Source organism: Pirellulales bacterium, assembly GCA_036267355.1.
In the GTDB taxonomy this organism is placed as follows: domain Bacteria; phylum Planctomycetota; class Planctomycetia; order Pirellulales; family DATAWG01; genus DATAWG01.
Genome location: DATAWG010000041.1, coordinates 1 through 18,734 on the forward strand (window position 1 = coordinate 1; position 18,734 = coordinate 18,734).

The window sequence follows — 18,734 nt, forward strand, 5'->3', positions numbered from 1 at the left end:
GGTTCCTAGGGGGCGTCGTTGCACAAATCGTGCGTGCGTGTCGATGCGACAACCTGTTCGCGCATGGCCGCGGTGTCTCTATAGACCAACCGCGGCTGTGCTGCGCGCCGACACGCCAACCGCCGCCTGTGTGCCACTGGCGATTGCATCGTAGCCCGAAGCGTTAGCGAGGGACGCACGCCGCTGGACGTTCCATTTGTGTGCGAGCTCAAGCGGCGCTCGCACTGGCCGACTGCGCTGGCCAGTGGCACCCGGCGAACGCCCCCCTCACCCCTCTCCCGCGAAGGGGAGAGGGGAAACTGGTGTGCCACCGGCAAGCGCATCGTAGCCCGAAGCGTTAGCGAGGGAGCACGCCGCTGGACGTTCCATTTGTGTGCGAACTCAAGCGGCGCTCGCACTGGCCGACTGCGCTGGCCAGTGGCACACCGGCGAACGCCTCTTCGCCCCTAACTCCGCTCCCGCGAGGGCAGAGGGCAACCGGGGTCTCAGCCTTTCAGGCCGCCGCTCATCGGTCAGGCTCGAAGCGATTTCCTACTTGCAGTCGCTCAATCATTGCCGGAACGCGGGATTGTCGAGCGTGGCGGCCGGCTTCTCGGGTTTGATGTTGGCCGAATTTGTTGCCAACGCGCCATGTGGTGGCTTAAGATGGAGCCTGCCTACCCAGCACAGCCGTCCTTCCCCCGGTGCGACCCGAGTGTGCTCAACGGGCATCGAAAGCCCGAGCCCGGCGTCCACCCGCCCACCGTGCATCACCCAACCAGCCGCTTGTCCGAGGACGATCCATTGGATAACGACGCTTCTGCCGGCGATCCGATGGCGAGCGGCCCTCCTGGCGACGGGTCTGCGGGCGGCTTGCCTCCGCCCCGCCCGGCCAGCATTGGGCCCTCCGCCGGTGCATCCGGCGGCGGCTCGGCCGACGATCATGCGCTGGTCGAAGCCGCGCAGCGCGGCGATCGGGCCGCGTTCTCGGCCCTGATCCAGCGGCATCAAGGGGCGGTGTATGGCTATCTTCGGGCCCGACTGCTCGAGCCGGCTGATGCCGAGGATTTGTGCCAAGAGGCGTTTCTGCGCTGCTATACGGCCGATGCCCGCTTCGATAGCCCCGCGATGGTGCGGCCGTGGTTGATCGGGATCGCGAGAAATCTGCTGCGCGAGCGGGTACGGCGGCTGAAGCGACGGCGCGAAGTGGCTTGGACCGAATTGTGCCTGGAACTGGAAAGCTGGAACCCGCCCGCCGACGACCGCCACGACCACGCCGTCCGCCTGCTGCCCGATTGTCTCGATTCGTTGGGCCAGACGGCTCGCGAAGCCCTCGATCTGCACTACCGCGGCAGCCTCCGCCTTTCGGCGATCGGCGACCGCTTGCATCGCAGCGAGGGAGCGGTGAAGCTGCTGTTGTTTCGCGCCCGACAGGCCTTGCGGCTCTGTCTCAACGGGAAATTGCGAGCCGATCCCCATGACTGACAAAGAACTCATCGCGCTGGTCGAATCGAAGCTTCCCCAAGAGCTATCGGTCGAGGAATTGGAGCTGATCGCCCGCCGGTTGCGCGAATCGCCGGCGGTGCGCGATGCTCTCGCCGGGCAGTTGGAATTGAACGAATATCTGGCCGTCGTCATCAGCCCGGTCGAGTTGTCGGCCGAGTCGGTTCTTTCCCGGGCCGGTCGATCCGACCCGTTTCGCCGCGGCAACGTTTGGCGATTGTTGGGCTGGGCCGTGTGCTTCTTGCTGATCGCGTTCACGGCGACGATGTTTGCGTTGCCGGCGATCCGCGAACACAACGCCCGCTTGGCCGCCGCGCGCTCGGCCGACGCCGCAACCACCGACACGATCGATCCGAGCGCCGCCGCCGCGCTGGATTCGAACGGTTCGTCGCACGGCAATTCGCCGGCCGGCAAAACCTCCGACAAACATGCCGGCGATGGAAATGCGAAGACTCCCGGCGGCAAGAACGCCGATCACGGCCATTCCGGCAAGAACGGCGGCGATACGAACGCGCCCGGCGCGTCCGATCATCCCGCCGTGGCCAGCGAAGTGCCGCCGAGACAACCCTGGCTGCGAAAGGACCAGCTGGCCGCTCCGCCGCGGCCGTGGCGTCAAGTCGCCCTCGAAACCGTGGGAACGAGCGTCGAAAACGGTCCGAATGCCAAGGTCGGATTTCCCGGCTCGGCCCCCGGCATCGCCGACGCGAAGGTGTGGTTTAGCGCCGCCAACGGCAATTGGCAGATTCAGCCCCGCGATTGGCAAGGGCACCGCTTGCCCTTCATCGACGGCTTGCTGCGATTCGAAGCGCCTTGGGCCGACGACCATGTGCTTCGGCTATCGATGTGCGATTGCGTGCCGATGGCCATCCATTTTTGGCACGACAAAACGGGCCTGACCTTGCGGCTCTACAACAATCGCTGGGCGCTGGTGGCCTATCGCACGACGCGAGAAGACCCCCGGCAATCGGTGCCCAAGAATTTCGTGACGCTGGCGACCGACGATGCTCGAAACTCGAACACCTGCAATGGCACCTATCCGCTGCGGATGGACTTGCGATTCCACGCCGGCGAGTTCACCGTGAGCCGCGGCGATCTGGTGTTGCTCCGCGCGCCGTTCGATGGCTTGCCGACCGAGACCTACTTCGAAGGCCACGCGATTTTCTCCGGGCTCGACATGGTTCGCGTCAGCGGCGACCTGCCGCCGGCGAGCGCCCCGCTTCCCGTGGCGAAAGACATCGCGCGTCCGGCCGACCTGAGCTGGCACGGCCCGGTGATCCCGAACCAGCCGCCGAATCAGGGGCAAAAACCAGCCCCCCTGCCGCCGGGAATCGAGTTCAACAAGCTGGCCGACGGTTCGGTGGAAATGAAATCCGACGGGGCGAAGGCGATCGGCAGCCAATGGTTCGATCTGCCGAACGACGGGCTATATGAAGTCGAACTGGAACTCGATCACGTGACTCCCGGCACCCGCGTCGTGTGTGGGCCCGCGGGAAGCGATCCGGTGGGCACGATCGGTTTCTTTCAGGAGAATCAGACGAAGGGGATGTCGTGCCGATTGGCGCATATTTGGGATCAGCCGCCAAACTTCGACCAACAAGTGACGAACGAACCAGCGTCGTTCGCCGCGCCGCACGAATTTGTTCGGCTGGTCGGCGGTTGCGGCTTGGTGCGTGCCTATATCGGCATCGACGGAGTGCATTGGGCGCAGCTCGGTATCGGAGTGCATGATTTTTGGTCGCCCCCGTTGGTGCATCTCGGATTGGGCTGCGAGCCCGGCGACGGTCGGCATTCGATCGTGTTGCGCCGCGTGCTGCTGCGCGAGTTTCACGAATTGGCGCAGCTCGCGCCCGCCCAGCTCATCGCGAAAGCGCCCACGGTTATTGCCGACAACATGCAGCAGTGGCAAGCGGAAGTGGCCAAGCATCCGGCGCCGGCCGGCGCCGCGACGGGCGACTGGCAGCGAGCGTGCGCGCTGCGGGCCATCTTGGGCAATTCGCAATCGGCGATCGGCCGGCAATTGTCGGCCGAGCTGTTTGGCTATTCGTTGAATGTTCCGATGAGCGTCGAGCGGCGGATCGCGTTGCTGCACGAAATCGCCGATGTCTCCGATGAATGGGGCGACGGCAACGCGGCAACCAATCTGGCCACGCGGTTCGAATTGCTCGGCGAGCAACTCCTTCGCCAGCAATACAGCACTCCTTGGACGACCGTCAACGGCGCCGTGCTCCGTTCGCAAATCTGGTCGGCCGGTTCGTATTCGCTAAAGATGGATTCGCTGGCCCGGGCCGAGCTTTTGCAATTGGTCTATTCCAACCGGCCGGAGCAAGTGCTGCAGACCGTCGCCCGGCTGCGGCTCTCGAATTGGACCGATTCACTGATGCTCTGGGCCGAGGAATGGGCCTCGACGCAAACCGGCGCGGGGCTCGACGGAGATATCGTCGCCGAACATACCGGCCGCAGCCCCTTGATCGATGAGCTCAATAAAGAAGGCTTCAGCACCCTGGCGGAATTCGAATCGGCGATCGATAGCCGATCGTTTCACGACGCCTGCCAGATCATCACCGCTCCTTCGACGCTCGAGATTTCCGGTTTAATGCCCGACCCGCGCGATCCGCAGCTTTCGGTCTCGCTCGACACGGCCCTGGGCGCCGCGCTGCATCGCGAGCCGGAGCTGCGCGAGATGATGAGCCGGCAGTTCGGGCCGGCCGGCATGCTGGAAGCACGTCGGGCGATGGATCAATCCGATGCCGGCGGCGTTCTGGCCGCGGCCTCGCGCTATCGCGGCACTCTTGCGGGGTCCGAGGCTTGCCTTTGGCTCGGAGACCGGGCCGTCGGTGGCGGAGAATTCAATCGGGCCCGCATCTGGTATCGGCAAGCCGTGCAAGGTCGCAAGGCCTCGATCGCCGCACGCGTCGCGCCGCACGATCGATTGGCCGCCGCCATGCTCGGCGAAGATGTCGGCGCTCCGGCGACCGCGCCGGTGCAATTCGGCGAAGTGACCATGTCGGCCGCCGATTTCGAATCCCTCGTGGCCGATATGCGCAAGGTGCATGCTGTAAACGGCCACCCGTACGGCGGCATCGCGACCGCCACTGCCCTGGTGCCGCCGGCGCCGGCGCCAAGTGGTTTCGAACTTCAGCAACTCGAACGCTTCGACGGCGACTCCGGCGACAACCCCGGCGATGTGAACAATGCCACGCCCAGCCGCGGCAATTCGCTCCGCTGGCTGCGGCCGATCAACGCGGCCGACGTGGCGACCGAAGTCGATTCGCCCGCCATCAACACCAGCATCGATTGGGCCGCCCGGCAATTGGCCGTCGCGGCGGATGGCGACCGGCTCTATGTGAGCAATCGCTTCCAGGTGAGCGCGTATGAAATGAAAAGCGGCCACCGACTCTGGCGGACCGAATTGGGCGGCGACCACGATCGCACCCATGATTGGACCCTCGTGCCGATGCGGCCACTGCCGATCGGGGCGCGGTTGTTCGTCCGCCGGTTGACGCGCACGCACCCCGAACTCGCCATGCTCGATGCCCCGAGCGGCGCCGTGAAATGGCGCAGCCCGCCGTCGCTGGCGGTCGTGTCGGATCCGCTTTGGCTGGGGGACGAAGTGGCGGCGATTGCGGCCGACCGCGTCGACGACGAAACCGTGTTGTCGCTAACCGTCTTCGATCCGGCCGACGGCTCGGTCCGCCGCAGCCAACCGATCGCTTCGATGCAGCAGGCTTGGTGGTCGCAGCGAACCTGCCAATTGACGCAAGCCGGCGACAACCTGGTGGCCGTGCTTTGCGGCGCCGTGGTGTGTTGCGATCTATCGGGCCGCCCGCGCTGGACGCGCCGGCAAGAATGGCTTTCGCCCACCGAAGACCACGATTGGGGCCGCCAATCGCAGACGCCGCCCCTCGTAGCCGGCTCGAAGTTGTTGGTCACCCAGCCGGGCGTAATGGCCGTCGAATGCCTCGATTTGGACCGCGGCTCGCTCGTCTGGCGAACCGCAATGCCCGGCATCCATCGTGCGATCGGATTGGTCGGCGACCGCTTGCTCGCGGAAACCGACTACGGCATCGCCGCCCTGTCGGTGGCCAAGGGAGACCTGCTCTGGTATCACCCGGCCGCCGATCTGCTCGATGGCCAGCTTTGCGGCGGCCCGGGCCAATTCGTATACACCTGCCGCCAACCGGCTCCGGGCAATCCGAACCAATCTCGCCCGCTCATGGTGTGGCTCAACGTGGCCGACGGCAAAGAAGTCGCCCGCCACGCCCTCGACACGCTGCGGCAAGATCATCCGATGTTCGGCCCGTTTGCTGCCGTGGCGGGCGACCGTCTGTGGGTCTTTTCCGGCGGAGGCGAAAACGATCCGACCCGCACGCTGTACGAGCTTCACGCCAAGGGCGCGGCCATCGGAATGAATCTCGCCCCATCGACGAACCGTCGGTTGCCGCCGGCCCGGTTTACGGCAAACTTAGGGCTTGCGTCACAGCAACGATCGCCACACTAGGCGCGAAGCGTAAGCGCGGACGCCCGCCGTCGCGGGCCGCCCTCGCGAACGCAATAATCCAATGTGCACGATGGCTTTTGCCGCCTGTAGCGAGACGATGCCGCCGTTGCGGCGCTCCCTCGCTAACGCTTCGGGTTTCCGTTGCGTGACCGCAAAGATGTGGGATCGTGGGCCGGTAGTGAGGCGGCGAATCGTCGGGCGAATCGCTTTGACCATCCCAAAATCCAGTGTCGACGCCAACACTAGGCGCGAAGCGTTAGCGAGGACGCGCTCCGTTGCGGGTCGGCCTCACGAACGCATTGACCCAAGGTGCATGCGGCTGGGTCGCTTGCAGCGAGACGATGCCGCCGTTGCGGCGCTCCCTCGCTAACGCTTCGGGTTTCTGTTGCGTGACTGCAACGATGCGGAATCGTGGCCGGTAGCGGGCCGCCAATCGTCGGGCGAATCGCATTGGCCATTCCAAACTCCAGCGTTGGCGCAACACTAGGGCTCGGCCGAAAAATCACTTCCGCTTTTCGGATCCCTCTCCCTGTCCTCTCCCGCAAGGGGAGAGGGATCCGTGGCGAAGGAATTCTTCGGCCGGGCCTAAATTCAAACTTCGATGCATCGGGTGAGCGGAAAACGCCGATAGGGTCCGCGCGCAGCACGGCGCTCGGCTCGAGCCGCCACGACACATCGGTCGCCCGCTGCTGGCAATCGCCGTCGACAGGAGATAGACTGGCGCTGTCGGCCCGCATTCCCGCCCCGGTACACGCTCTTGTCAGCGTCCCACCTTCGTGCCCGAGGAGCCCATCCATGAGTTCGATCAGTCGCCGCCATTTCTTGGAAGATTCGTTGTTGGCCGCCGCCGCTGCCGCCGCTGCGACCGTGGTGGGCGGCACGCCGCTCGCCGCCAAGGAGGCCAACGCAAGCTCGAGCCCCAATGAAAAATTGCGCGGCGTCGTGATCGGGTGCAACGGACGCGGCAACACCCACATCGAAGAACTGATTCACCGCAAGAATGTCGAATTGGCTTTTATCTGCGATGTCGACACCAAAGTCGGCAACCGTCGCTGCGAGGAAATCGCCAAGGCGCTACACGGCCACAAGCCGAAATTCGCACAAGACCTGCGGAACGTGCTCGACGACAAGTCGGTCGATTTCGTCACCATCGCCACGCCGAATCATTGGCATTCGCTGGCGGCGATTTGGGCCATGCAGGCGGGCAAGGACGTATATGTCGAAAAGCCGGTGAGCCACAACCTCAGCGAAGGTCGCCGCGACGTGCAAGCGGCCGAGCGGCACAAACGCATCTGCCAGGCCGGCATGCAAAGTCGTTCCTCTCCGGGGTTGCACGAAGCCGTGGCCTATCTCCGCGCCGGCAAGCTCGGCGAAGTGAAGCTGGCGCGCGGGCTGTGCTACAAGTCGCGCGGCTCGATCGGCCCGCGCGGCAACTATCAGCCGCCGAAAGAAGTCGACTACAGCTTGTGGAGCGGCCCGGCCCAATTGCTCCCGGTCACCCGGCCGCACTTCCACTACGATTGGCATTGGCAATGGCCCTACGGCAACGGCGATATCGGCAACCAGGGCGTGCATCAAATGGACATCGCCCGGTGGGGCCTCGGGATCGACACGCTGGCCAACAGCGTGCTGAGCTATGGTGGGCGATTCGGCTATCAAGATGCCGGCGACACGCCGAACACGGAAGTTTCGATCCTCGAATTCGGTCCTGAAAAAACGCTGGTGTTCGAAGTGCGCGGGCTCAAGACGGATGAGCTTTTGGGCGCGAAAGTCGGCGTGATTTTCTACGGCAGCGAAGGCTATATGGTCGTGCCCGATTATTTCTCCGCCACGGTGTTCGACCCGCAGGGGAAGGTGGTGAAAACATTCAAGAAGGGTGGCGACCATTTCGGCAACTTTCTGGCCGCCGTCGGCAGCCGCAAGCCGCAAGATTTGAATGCCCCGATCCTCGACGGCCATCTGTCGGCCGCCCTGTGCCATCTCGGCAACACGTCGTATCGTCTCGGTTCGCCGCACACCGAGGGCGAAGCCCTGGAAAAACTGAAAAGCTTCAAGACCAACGAACACTCGAAGGAAACGCTCGAGCGCGTCGTCTCGCATCTGACGGCCAACGGCGTGCGGCTGGAAGGCAAGACCGAGTTCCACCTCGGCCCGCAATTGCAATTCGATCCGACGACCGAAACGTTCATCAACAACCCGGAAGCCGACACGCTGCTGACGCGCGACTATCGCGCCCCGTTCGTCGTTCCGACGGCGGCTAATGTGTAGTTCGATTCGAGCGTGGTAAACCGAGCGTGGCAAACCGTCTTCCGGCTGTGCGCCCTTGGAAATCCTGTACGAAGACGATCTTTGCCTCGCCGTGTTGAAACCGGCCGGCTTGCCGACGCAGGCGCCGCGCGAGTTCGATTCGCTCGAGCGCCAAGTTCGCTCGCTGTTGGCGGAGCGCGCGGCCGCCGCGGATCAAACCGGCGAGCCGTATCTCGGCCTGCCGCATCGGCTCGATCGGGCCGTGTCGGGCGCCGTGCTGTTCGCCAAAACACGCCGCGCCGCGCGCACGCTTTCGAGGCAATTCGAGCGACGGCAAGTGGGCAAGATTTATTGGGCCTGCGTTGAACGAATCGTCGAGCCGAGCCAAGGCACGTGGATCGATTGCGTGCGCAAGGTGCCCGATCAACCGCGATCGGAAATCGTGCCAGCGAGTTCGCCGGGAGCGCAACAGGCAGTGCTGCATTATCGCGTGCTTGAGAGCCGCTCGATTGGCGTTGCGGACGCAGCGGCCAACTCGTGGCTCGAAATCGAGCTCGAAACCGGCCGCATGCACCAAATCCGCCTGCAAGCCGGCTCGCGCGGCCATCCGGTTTTGGGCGACGCGATGTACGGATCGAATGCCGCTTTCGGGCCGCCGGCCGACGACGAGCGCGAGCGCCAGATCGCGCTGCACGGCCGTGCGCTCCGTTTCACTCAGCCCGACACACGCCAGCCGATCACCGTTGTCGCGCCGCTGCCGCCGGTATGGACTCCGTTCGGCCAGCCAACGGACGGCGAATTCTCCGCGAGCGACGCATGAAAAAATGTGCCCGGTTGCCGCACCGTCCCTCGCTGACGCTTCGGGCTTACTGTCTGCGGACCAAACATGATGCAGTTGAACGGCCAACTCGTGTTCGATCGGTAGTCTTATTATTTTGCTTCGTAGGCGCGAAGCTCGACGATGTGTAGCCCGGGATTCGCGCTGTTGCGGAGCATCGTCACGCGGATGTACCGGGCTTGCGTCGGGCTGAACGTGCTGGCGTAGCCTTTTTCCGTGGCTCGCTCGCGGTTCTTCGAGGCATCGACGACCGTGGTCCAACGCTTGGCGTCGGTCGAAACGCCGATCTTGTATTGGTAGAACCGTCCGCCGTCCCAGTAGGTGTAGAGCACGACTTTGTTCAAGTTTCGCATGCTCTGGAGGTCGATCGCAAACTCCTGCGGAGCAGGCTGGATGTCGAGAAACTGATCGTGATCGACCACGCCGTCGACAGCGACCTCGGCCGCTTGCTTCGACGAAGAGCCCCAGAGGATCACGGGCCGTTTATAAGTGATATTGGTCGGATCGAAATCGACTTTTCGAAAGCTTTCATTCCAGGCCAAGCCGCGCGGCTTTCCGTGGGCGTCGAAATAGCGGATGGAAACTTGGCTCGATTTGTCGAATGTAAGCGTCTTGTCGAGCACGGGGCTATCGGCCGTAATTACTGCGCCGATCGAGTAGTGCAGGGTGCCGCCGGCGACGGCTTCGCGCGGTTCGATCGTTAGCAGTTTGCCGAAGCGATTGTCTCCCACAGCGATCGTGCCCCGCACTTCGAGGGCGAACGGCTGCCAGCGGTAGGTTCGCGACCATGTACTTCCTAGCGGCTTGCCGGCTTGATCGAACAATCGGACTTCGACGCAAACGGCCTCGCCCTCGGGCGGCGAAATCGTGATCGGCCCGCTCGCCAACGGCGAATCGACCGTCGGCTCGGCGCCGCGCAAAAGCATTGCGTTGTAGGTTGGAATCTGAGTGACGGTGTAGCGGATATTCGCGCCCGGGATATTGCTCCTCGCCGAGATTTTCAAGCTTTTGACGAACGTATACTCCGGCATGTTGCCGATTCCGCCCGCGCGCAGCCACTGGCCGACGCTTTGCGTCAAACCGGTTTCTTCAACCGCCATGCCCGTCAGTAGCGGGTCGAGCAGCGAGTCGGTGTGGAGAAGATCCTCGGCGATGCGTGAATAACGGATCGCAGCGTCGGGGCTGTAAGTGCGCTGTTCGCGCACCGGAATCTTTTGCCGCAGCCAGGGAATCGCCACCGAGCCGTTCTGTTCCCAGAGCACAAGATTCGATCCCATCGCGAGCTTGCCGGGGGCGATCGATTCGTCGAAGGGCCGCCAGGCGTATTGCTGCTCGACGGGCGAAGCGCACGACGGCGTCCAAGTCACTTGGATCACGGGATAGCCTTCGCGGATCATTTTGGCCGTGTCGCCATGGTCGTTGTCGATGTGCCACACCATGCTGATGATGTTTTTATTGTCGAGCGGCAACGGGCAATCTTGCCAAACGATCGTTCGCTTCCCTTTGCGCCGAACGATTTTGTCGAGCCGGTCGATGTGGAAGCGGTAGAGATCCTGGCCATCATGCAGGCCGTGTTGCTGCATATATTCCTTGGTACCCGGGGCATCGAGCACTCCGCCGATGCTGGCCTCATCGCAGCCGATATGAAAGAACGGCGACGATTTGAACACATCGCACATTTCCTCGATGAGCGGATCGAGCGATCGGTAGAGCTTCTCGCTGCCCATGTTCAACACGCCCGGGCCGCCGAATTCTTTCGGCATGTCGCGCATCATCGCGCCGGTGTGAAAGACGGTTTCCAGCTCAGGAACGAGGGCGATGCCGCGCTCGTCTGCATATTTGATCGTGGCCAGCAGTTCGTCGCGATCCCAGCGCTGGCAAGGCGGGCCGCCGTGGGCAGCGCCGTTGTGCGTGCCGAGCTTGGGAAACAATTTCGAAGGAAATACAAAAGCCTCCATGTCGTTCAGATGCAAATGCAAGTAGCGAACCTTGTATAGCCGGCACAATTCCACGCAATCGCGCACATCCTGCAAGCGGTTGTTCTGGCGAGCCACGTCGAGCATCATCCCCGGATATTCGGCCGCCGAATGATCGGCGAGCGAAAGCTGGGGGACGCGGATCCGCGGCGCATTGGCCGAATGGGCCTGCGCCGCCTTCGGACCGATTTCGAGCAACTCAAGAAGCGTCGCCGTGCCCATCGCCGTTGCGACATAATCTCGACCGGTAATTACAACGCGATCGGGAATCGCGATGGTGTATGGCCAATTGCGAGCCGGCCCGGCCGGCAGCGAAGCGTCGATCCTCAGGACGATGTCGCCCGATGTGCCAAGCCCAGTAGCGACGGGCAAATCAAGGCCCGATAGATTCAGCAGTTCGCCGCGCAACACCGCCGCCAGCGGAACGAGTTCTTTCGTCGTTGCGACGATCCGCGAATTCGCGCCGAGCTGCAGCGATCCGCCGGAAAGCTCGATTTCCTTCGGCGTCGGAATGAGATGGACGGCTGGCTCCGTCGAGTCGGCAGAGGCAAAGGTCTTTGTCTGGCCGGCCAAGAGCGTGGCGAGCGCGAACGCAAAGGCGAAGTGTTTCAAGGCGCATCCTGGGTGGTCGGCTGTGTTGGGGGATGGAACCGTTTGAATCCAATCGGCTTTCCGAGCGGATTCAAGAGCGCATGCAGCCAGTCTAACAGCCGCATGGCGCGATCGCTATCTCGCGGACCGGCGCGCCGGGGGCCATGCCCACTGCCCTGCGCGGGGGCATGCCCATCGCTCGCCGCGACATGCCCACGCACAGCCGTGGGCAGGGCGCTCCATTGACAGAGAAGATGGTGCGACCGATTGCCTTATGGCTCAGTCGGTGTCGGAACCGCCAGCCGCAATCGTCGTGGCTTGCTCGCCTCTTCGAGGATTCGCGGCTTGTCGTCGGCGCGGACGAGTTCGACGGTGCGGATGCGGCCTTTGTTTTCCACGGTCAGCTTCAGCGGATTCGGCTCGTCGGTGAGCAATTGCTGGAACTCGTCGCTCGACGAAAAATCGTGGCCCGAGATCCGATAAATGCGATCGGCGACTTTCATCCCGGCCCGTTCGGCAGGCGAATCGGGCACGATGCCGACGACCACCACCGACCGCGGCTCGGCCTCGTCGGGCTGCCACGAAATGCCGACCCGCACCGGCTCGCCGAGCAATAGCACCGATAGCTTCAGCGGCGCATCGCTGCCGGCCCGCTCGACGACGATCGGCACGGGATTCACGGCGGCGAGCACCAAGCCGCGGAATTCCGCTTTGCTCGCCGGCGCGCGGCCGGCGAATTTCACGATCCGGTCGCCCGCTTGCAAACCGGCTTTCGCGGCCGGCGAATCCGGCACAACCTTGCCGACGAGCAAAGCCTGCTCGGCGACCGCGGCCGAATCCGGCGCCGTTGCATCATCCAATACGATCCCCAGCCGCGCTTTCGGCGCCGGCGCCGATTGCTCGAGCGCCGCCTTGGCCGCAACTCCTTCATCGTGCCACCGCGGGCGGAAGCCCGGCAACGTGTCGGCATTGGCAAACGCGAGCACCGTGCGCATCGCAAACTGCGCCACCTCGCGCATGCCTGCCGAGTTGATCTTGTCGGCCGTATCGCTGGGCCGATGGTAATCGGCGTGCAGCCCGGTGCAGAGAAGCAGCGCGGGAATGCCATGATCGATGAACGGGAAATGATCGCTGTCGGGCTTGACCTCCCAATGAAAGTCCAGCAGCACTTTCAACCCAGCCGTTTGTTCGCTGAGCGAACGGCGCAGCCCGGAAGCTGTTCGCGTGCCGTAGATTTCGAGCCGCTGTTGGCGCAGCCGGCCAATCATGTCCATGTTCACGACGATCGGCACCTGATCGAGGGGCAAGGTCGGGTGCGCGATCCAATAGCGCGAACCGAGCAGCCCGGCTTCCTCGCCATCCCAGAACGCCAACAGCAACGACCGCCGCGGATGTTCCGGCAGCCGCTCGAGCGCCGCGGCGAGACACAGCAGCCCGGAGACACCGCTGGCATTGTCGTCGGCGCCGTGGTGGATGTAGCCGATGGGACCATAGCTGTTGGTTTTCTTGCCGTAGCCGACGTGATCGTAGTGGGCCGAGACGACGACATATTGCCGCTTCAACACCGGATCGCTGCCTTCAAACCGCGCGAGCAGATTTCGGCTTCCAGCGCCGAAGTCTTGGAAGTAATGGCCATCGGGACCGGCGGGCTCGAGGTGCAGTTTTTCCACTTGTTCTTCGAGATAGTTGCCGGCTGCCCGGCCACCGCGGCTGCCGGTTTCACGTCCCTCGAACGGATCGTCGGCCAGCACGTTGACAAAGTGTTGCAGCTTCTCCGCCGACATTGACTGGATTGCAGTCTCCGTCGAATCAGCATCCGGCTCCGCCGCCCGGCCCGCGGCGGATGCCAGGCCCCACACCGCAATCGCACAAGCTGTGAGCAGCGCTGCGGGCCAACGTGAGGCTGTGGCGCCGCGCCGAGTATTCGGGACGAATCGCTGTTCCGTTGCTTCGGTTCCCTGTCCTCCGACCGCTGGCCCCTGCCCCCTGACCCCCGCCCCCTTCCGACTCGCCCGCCCCTCGCCGGTCTTCCCTTTCCCTAGTTTTTCCATGCCGTCACGAACCTCCATGCAATGCTTGAACGCTCCGCCCATATCACGCCCGCCACACCGGAGGGCGACGAAATCGATCGGCTAGCGGCGGAGTCCGCCCGAGCACGTGTTTCGCGGCGATTAACATACCTTGCAACGGTCATTGGAATCCATAGAATCTTGGATAGAACCGCAGGTTAGGAGATTCGGCCCGAAATGCTCGAGCCACATTCTTGACCAAGAACGTGGCCGGGCAAAACATCGGCGGTTGGCATTTGGTTCCCGGAGAGGTGGCTGAGTGGTCGAAAGCGCCGGTTTGCTAAATCGGTGACCGGGGTAACCTGGTCCGCAGGTTCGAATCCTGTCCTCTCCGCTCGCTGAATTTCCGCCTTTCGCAAGTCGCTGCATACGAAGTACTTGCGGAAGGCGATTTTCTTTGGCCCACTCAACTGGGCCAAATTTCCTCTTCCAGCACTCTCCACCGGACCCCTGCGCAGGCCGACGGTTCCACTGCGGGAACCGCCGATCCGGCAGATTATCGTGGTGACGAACTGGAAATGGCTCCGCATCGAATCGGCGCCTCCAAATTGGTCAAGTGGTGCGGTCCGACGCCACCGTCGCGCGGGCCGCTCCCACAAAATCGATCTTCTTCATTTGCCGCTGGGCTTCGTCATCATGCAGATGGTAGTAGTGCTTCACCATCTGGCTATCGCGATGGCCGAGCCAGCGCATCACGACCTGTTCCGGCACGCCGCGATTGGCGCAGACGGAACAGAAATAGTGTCGGAACGAATGCAACCGCCCATGCTCGAAGCCGATCTCGCCCTCCGGCGTTTTGAACTTTGATTCCAACGGCTTGAGCACTTCTTTGATCAAGGTTCGGCGGGCCACGTCCGGGCCTTCTCGTCTGGGTCGGTTGCCCGTTCCCAATCGCCCCTGAGCACGTAACCGTTGTGTTGGAGGACAATGCGGGCGGCAATCGAGTCCGGAATTCTTAGGATTACGCTTCGCGCCAAGTTGTGCAACTTGCGGCAACGCGACGGCTGATTGGACAGCAGAGATTCGAAAGCTGCACGTTCGTCGTCACGATGATCGGAGCGTCCCAATTCTCGGCGGCCAAGCGGCGACGGCCTTCCAATTCCTCGTTCTGTTCCCAGCGCGATTGGACATCGAGATTCGAATGATGCTCGACGACATTTTCATCGCCGAGGATTTCGCGGTAGATGGCGGCCGTCTGCTCGATGATGCTCGTATAGGGAATCGCGACGACAACGCGACGCAGGCCGTGCTTGATCGCGTGGTCGAGCGCGAAGGCCAAGCCGTGCTCCGGTTGGGTTTGCCGCAGGAATCCCAGCGGACGAAGGCAGGTCCAGCCGATGGAATCCGGCTTGAGCCGGTAAATTCCGATCGTATGCGGACGAGCTTTCGCCAACCATTCCCGCGTCATCCGTCCCGCCAATTCGTATTCGTCAACCAAACAATAAGGAACCGTCCATGAGCGATATTATCAGCAACCGCTACGAGTTCATGTTTCTGTTCGACTGTCAGAACGGCAATCCGAACGGCGATCCAGATTCCGGGAACGCCCCACGCGTGGACCCGCAGGACATGCGTGGCTTGGTCTCCGACGTTGCCATCAAGCGCCGTATCAGAAACTACGTTCAACTCGCCCGTGGCAACCAAATGACCTGGTCGATCTTCATCGAACACGCGTCGAACCTGAACGTGCCCATCGCGCGCGCCCACGAAACCGTGGGCGACAAGAAAGTGAAGGGAAAGAAGAGTGCGACGAAGAAAGATGTCGACGAAGCACGCCAGTGGATGTGCCAGCAGTTCTTCGACGTGCGGACGTTTGGTGCTGTAATGAGCACCGGCAAGAATGCCGGACAAGTTCGTGGGCCTGTTCAAATTGCCTTTTCTCGTTCCGTGGATCCAGTGCTGCCACTTGATCTTTCCATTACGCGTGTTGCTGTCGCCAAACCAGAAGGCAAAGTGGCCAAAACGATGTCCGCGGAGAAGCTGCAAGAATGGACCGACGAGCAGCCTGAAGATGAACTTCGGACGATGGGCCGCAAATCACTGATTCCGTATGGCCTATTCGTCGGTAGGGGCTTCATCAGTGCGCACCTTGCCCAGCAGACCGGTTTTTGCGAGGAGGATCTTGCGATCCTCCGGGAAGCCCTCAAGAACATGTTCGAGCATGACCGCTCCGCGTCGAAGGGCCTGATGACTGTCCACGCCCAGAATTCGTTCCTGTTCAAGCACGTCGGAACCGATCCGAATCCCGAGCAGCGCAGGCGTCAGGCGATGCTGGGATGCGCGCCAGCGCATACGCTTTTCGACGTTGTCGAATCGCAAATCAATAGGAAGGATAACGTGGAAGCAGCGAGGTCGATTGACGACTACGACCGACCTTCAATCGACAGCGTACAAGCTGAAATAGATAATCGCGCGATAAAAGGCGTCGAGGTACTGGCCCTCTGAGCGGCACCAGCCATGCTCTCTGAAGACAATCTACTGCCGATTTCCGCTTTGCAGCATTTGCTGTTTTGCGAGCGGCAGGGCGCGCTCATTCATATCGAGCAGCAGTGGGCCGATAATCGGCTGACCGTCGAAGGGCAGCATTTGCATCGCAAGGCCCATCAAGAATCGGGCAAGCGGGAACGCGATCTGCGAATCGCCCGCGGGCTTTTGCTCCGGTCGTTCGCATTGGGGCTCATCGGCAAGGCCGATGTTGTCGAGTTTCGGCCGCTCGACGACGAGGCCCGCAAGAAACTGGCCGAACGCGGACCCTGGGGCGATCGACTCAAAAGCGGCGATTGGTCGGTTACGCCCGTCGGGTACAAACGCGGAAAGCCCAAAAAAGACGATAGCGATCGCGTGCAGCTTTGCGCCCAGGCGATGTGCTTGGAAGAAATGCTCGGCCGGCAAATTTCCGCGGGCGCCCTGTTCTATGGAACGCCGCGGCGGCGCACCGATGTGCTCTTCGACCCAGCGCTCCGGCAGCGGACGGTCGATACGGCCGCGCGGCTGCACGAGCTGATCGCCTCTCGCCGCACGCCGCCGGCCCGTCGCGAACCGAAATGCGATCAATGTTCGCTCTTTTCGCTCTGCATGCCGCATGTCGCCGAGCGCGCCGCGGGCGTCGGGGCCCGCATCGAGCGAGCGTTTCAACAACACTTGATTTCCATCGGTCCGACAACCGACGCCGCAGCCGACGCAATTGCCACGCGACAATAGCGTGTTGAAAAAGGGGGACTGGCTCCGAGCGATCAAGCAAGATTTGAAAAGTTTTCCGCGTTGAGCCGAGGTGCCTGTCCCCCTTTTTCAAACAGCCGGCGATCGAATCTTCGTACCTGTAGCCTCAAGCCTCAAGCCTCAAGCCTTCTCCCATGAAGCAGCATCTCAATACGCTGTTCATCACCACCGACGGCGCTTACCTGGCGAAACGCGGTGAGACAGTCGCCGTGCGCGTGGAAAAGAAGACCAAGCTGCAAATTCCGCTGCACAATCTCGATAGCGTCGTTTGTTTTGGCCGCGTGGGCCTTAGTCCTGCGCTGATGGCCGCGTGCGCGGAGCGGAATGTGAGCGTCTCGCTGCTCGATCCGAACGGCCGCTTCCGTGCCGCGGTAGTCGGCTTTTCGCCCGGCAATGTTCTGCTGCGGCGAGTGCAATATCGCACGGCCGACGACCTCAGCGCTTCGTGCGGGATCGCCCGCAACATGATCGCCGCCAAACTCGCCAATGCCCGATCGGTGCTGCTGCGGGCCGTACGCGATTCGGCCATTAAGGAAGCTGCCACCGAATTGCAGGGAGCCATCAACCGATTGGGCCAAGACATCGACGCGGCTCGGCGATGCGAGTCGCTCGACCAGTTGCGAGGCATCGAAGGTGGCTCCGCCGACGCCTATTTCCAATGTTTCTCGGCGATCGTTTCGCCGCAGTCGCGCGAATTCAAGTTCACCGGCCGCAGCCGCCGACCGCCGCTCGATCCATTCAACTCGCTGTTGTCGTTTCTCTACAGCATGCTGGCTCACGACGTGCGGTCGGCATGCGAATCGGTCGGCCTCGATGCGGCCGTGGGGTTCCTGCACCGCGATAGGCCCGGCCGCCCGGGCTTGGCACTGGATCTGATGGAAGAATTTCGACCGTTTCTGGCCGATCGGCTCGCGTTGTCGCTGATCAATCGCCGGCAAGTCGCAGCATCTGGGTTCACCACCACAGAGTCGGGCGCCGTGATGATGGATGACGCGACTCGCAAGACCGTGCTCGTGGCCTATCAAAAGCGGAAGCAGGATGAGATTTTGCACCCGGAATTGGGCGAGAAGGTGACCGTCGGCCTGCTGGTGCACGTCCAGGCCCGGCTGCTGGCCCGGCGTCTGCGAGGAGATATTGACGCGTATCCGCCGTTCATTTGGCGCTAAGGCCGGAGATCGACCCAGGTTGCGATTGCCGGGTAAGCCGCAAGGCGCTAGCCGCGGGCCGATCATTTTGCGATTGCCACGCAAGCGAAACTTGCCTGTTCTCTTCGACATGCCGCTTGGAGAAACGCCATGTACGTTCTGGTGACTTACGACGTGGGCACGACCACTCCCGAAGGCCGCCGTCGGCTTCGACAGGTTGCCAAAACCTGTTTGAACTTCGGTCAACGGGTGCAAAACTCCGTGTTTGAACTCAAGGTCGATCCGGCGCGCTGGACGCAGTGCCGCTTGCAGTTGGTGGGACTGATCGACGAAGCGACCGACAGCCTGCGATTTTACTTTTTGGGAGCCAATTGGCATCGCCGGGTAGAGCACGTGGGGGCCAAAGCGTCTCACGATATTGACGGCCCGTTGATCGCCTGAGTCGCAGATTTGAGCCATCGCGGACATCAAGCGCCGGCGAAAAACTGGGTAGGTTCGCGAACGCCGTAAATCGTGATGCGGCTCGCTCTTTGGCAATTCACAATGTTGAGGTCCGCCGCCGGCCTCGCGAGTCGGCGACGGTTCGCGGATTGTTGTGATTTGCCCTCGGTAGCGTAAGGGGTTACAACAATACCGTCGCGGCCCGCATGGGCCGCGTGGATTGAAACT

Annotated in this window: 13 protein-coding genes and 1 tRNA gene; 9 read left to right on the top strand and 5 right to left on the bottom strand. The window is 62.6% G+C overall.

Annotated elements, in window-relative coordinates; all coding sequences use genetic code 11:
- Nucleotides 1–783: 783 nt before the first annotated feature.
- The 4 genes from VHX65_06770 (at nt 784) to VHX65_06785 (ending at nt 9,047) form a co-directional block, all read left to right on the top strand.
- Nucleotides 784–1,464, top strand: coding sequence for an RNA polymerase sigma factor (locus tag VHX65_06770; GenBank protein ID HEX3998233.1), 681 nt, complete (start codon nt 784–786; stop codon nt 1,462–1,464).
- Nucleotides 1,457–5,980, top strand: coding sequence for a PQQ-binding-like beta-propeller repeat protein (locus VHX65_06775; GenBank protein ID HEX3998234.1), 4,524 nt, complete (start codon nt 1,457–1,459; stop codon nt 5,978–5,980). Before VHX65_06770 ends, VHX65_06775 begins: the two co-directional genes overlap by 8 nt.
- 795 nt (nt 5,981–6,775) lie before the next feature.
- On the top strand, nt 6,776–8,248 hold the full coding sequence (locus VHX65_06780) for a Gfo/Idh/MocA family oxidoreductase (protein ID HEX3998235.1): 1,473 nt from the start codon (nt 6,776–6,778) through the stop codon (nt 8,246–8,248).
- A gap of 55 nt (nt 8,249–8,303) precedes the next feature.
- Nucleotides 8,304–9,047, top strand: coding sequence for an RluA family pseudouridine synthase (locus VHX65_06785; protein HEX3998236.1), 744 nt, complete (start codon nt 8,304–8,306; stop codon nt 9,045–9,047).
- A gap of 110 nt (nt 9,048–9,157) precedes the next feature.
- On the opposite strand, the gene VHX65_06790 is transcribed toward VHX65_06785, so the two are convergent.
- Both VHX65_06790 and VHX65_06795 read right to left on the bottom strand, forming a co-directional pair.
- Nucleotides 9,158–11,653: a family 20 glycosylhydrolase gene (locus VHX65_06790; protein ID HEX3998237.1), complete on the bottom strand. Its 2,496-nt coding sequence runs from the start codon at nt 11,651–11,653 to the stop codon at nt 9,158–9,160.
- A gap of 251 nt (nt 11,654–11,904) precedes the next feature.
- Nucleotides 11,905–13,416: a M28 family peptidase gene (locus VHX65_06795; protein ID HEX3998238.1), complete on the bottom strand. Its 1,512-nt coding sequence runs from the start codon at nt 13,414–13,416 to the stop codon at nt 11,905–11,907.
- Nucleotides 13,417–13,946: 530 nt separating this feature from the next.
- Between VHX65_06795 and VHX65_06800 the strand changes: the two genes are divergently transcribed.
- A tRNA-Ser gene (locus VHX65_06800) sits at nt 13,947–14,035 on the top strand.
- A 218-nt stretch (nt 14,036–14,253) separates the two neighbouring features.
- On the opposite strand, the gene VHX65_06805 is transcribed toward VHX65_06800, so the two are convergent.
- Nucleotides 14,254–14,553, bottom strand: a complete 300-nt coding sequence (locus tag VHX65_06805; protein ID HEX3998239.1) for a tyrosine-type recombinase/integrase — start codon at nt 14,551–14,553, stop codon at nt 14,254–14,256.
- Nucleotides 14,554–14,662: 109 nt separating this feature from the next.
- Entirely contained in the window at nt 14,663–15,139 is a 477-nt protein-coding gene (locus VHX65_06810) for a hypothetical protein (protein ID HEX3998240.1), read from the bottom strand.
- A 17-nt stretch (nt 15,140–15,156) separates the two neighbouring features.
- Here VHX65_06810 and cas7c point away from each other — a divergent pair, with 17 nt between their 5' ends.
- The 4 genes from cas7c to cas2 all read left to right on the top strand — a co-directional run bounded on the left by cas7c (nt 15,157) and on the right by cas2 (nt 18,506).
- The gene (cas7c, locus tag VHX65_06815; GenBank protein ID HEX3998241.1) at nt 15,157–16,146 is read left to right on the top strand and encodes a type I-C CRISPR-associated protein Cas7/Csd2; all 990 of its coding nucleotides are present in this window, start codon (nt 15,157–15,159) and stop codon (nt 16,144–16,146) included.
- A 12-nt stretch (nt 16,147–16,158) separates the two neighbouring features.
- On the top strand, nt 16,159–16,902 hold the full coding sequence (gene cas4, locus VHX65_06820; GenBank protein ID HEX3998242.1) for a CRISPR-associated protein Cas4: 744 nt from the start codon (nt 16,159–16,161) through the stop codon (nt 16,900–16,902).
- Between the two features lie 152 nt (nt 16,903–17,054).
- Nucleotides 17,055–18,086 carry a type I-C CRISPR-associated endonuclease Cas1c gene (cas1c, locus tag VHX65_06825; protein HEX3998243.1) on the top strand — a complete coding sequence of 344 codons (1,032 nt, stop codon included), beginning with the start codon at nt 17,055–17,057 and terminating at the stop codon, nt 18,084–18,086.
- A 129-nt stretch (nt 18,087–18,215) separates the two neighbouring features.
- Nucleotides 18,216–18,506: a CRISPR-associated endonuclease Cas2 gene (gene cas2 / locus VHX65_06830; GenBank protein ID HEX3998244.1), complete on the top strand. Its 291-nt coding sequence runs from the start codon at nt 18,216–18,218 to the stop codon at nt 18,504–18,506.
- Between the two features lie 26 nt (nt 18,507–18,532).
- Here cas2 and VHX65_06835 read toward each other — a convergent pair.
- The coding region (locus tag VHX65_06835; protein ID HEX3998245.1) for a hypothetical protein at nt 18,533–18,734 on the bottom strand (202 nt) is incomplete at its 5' end.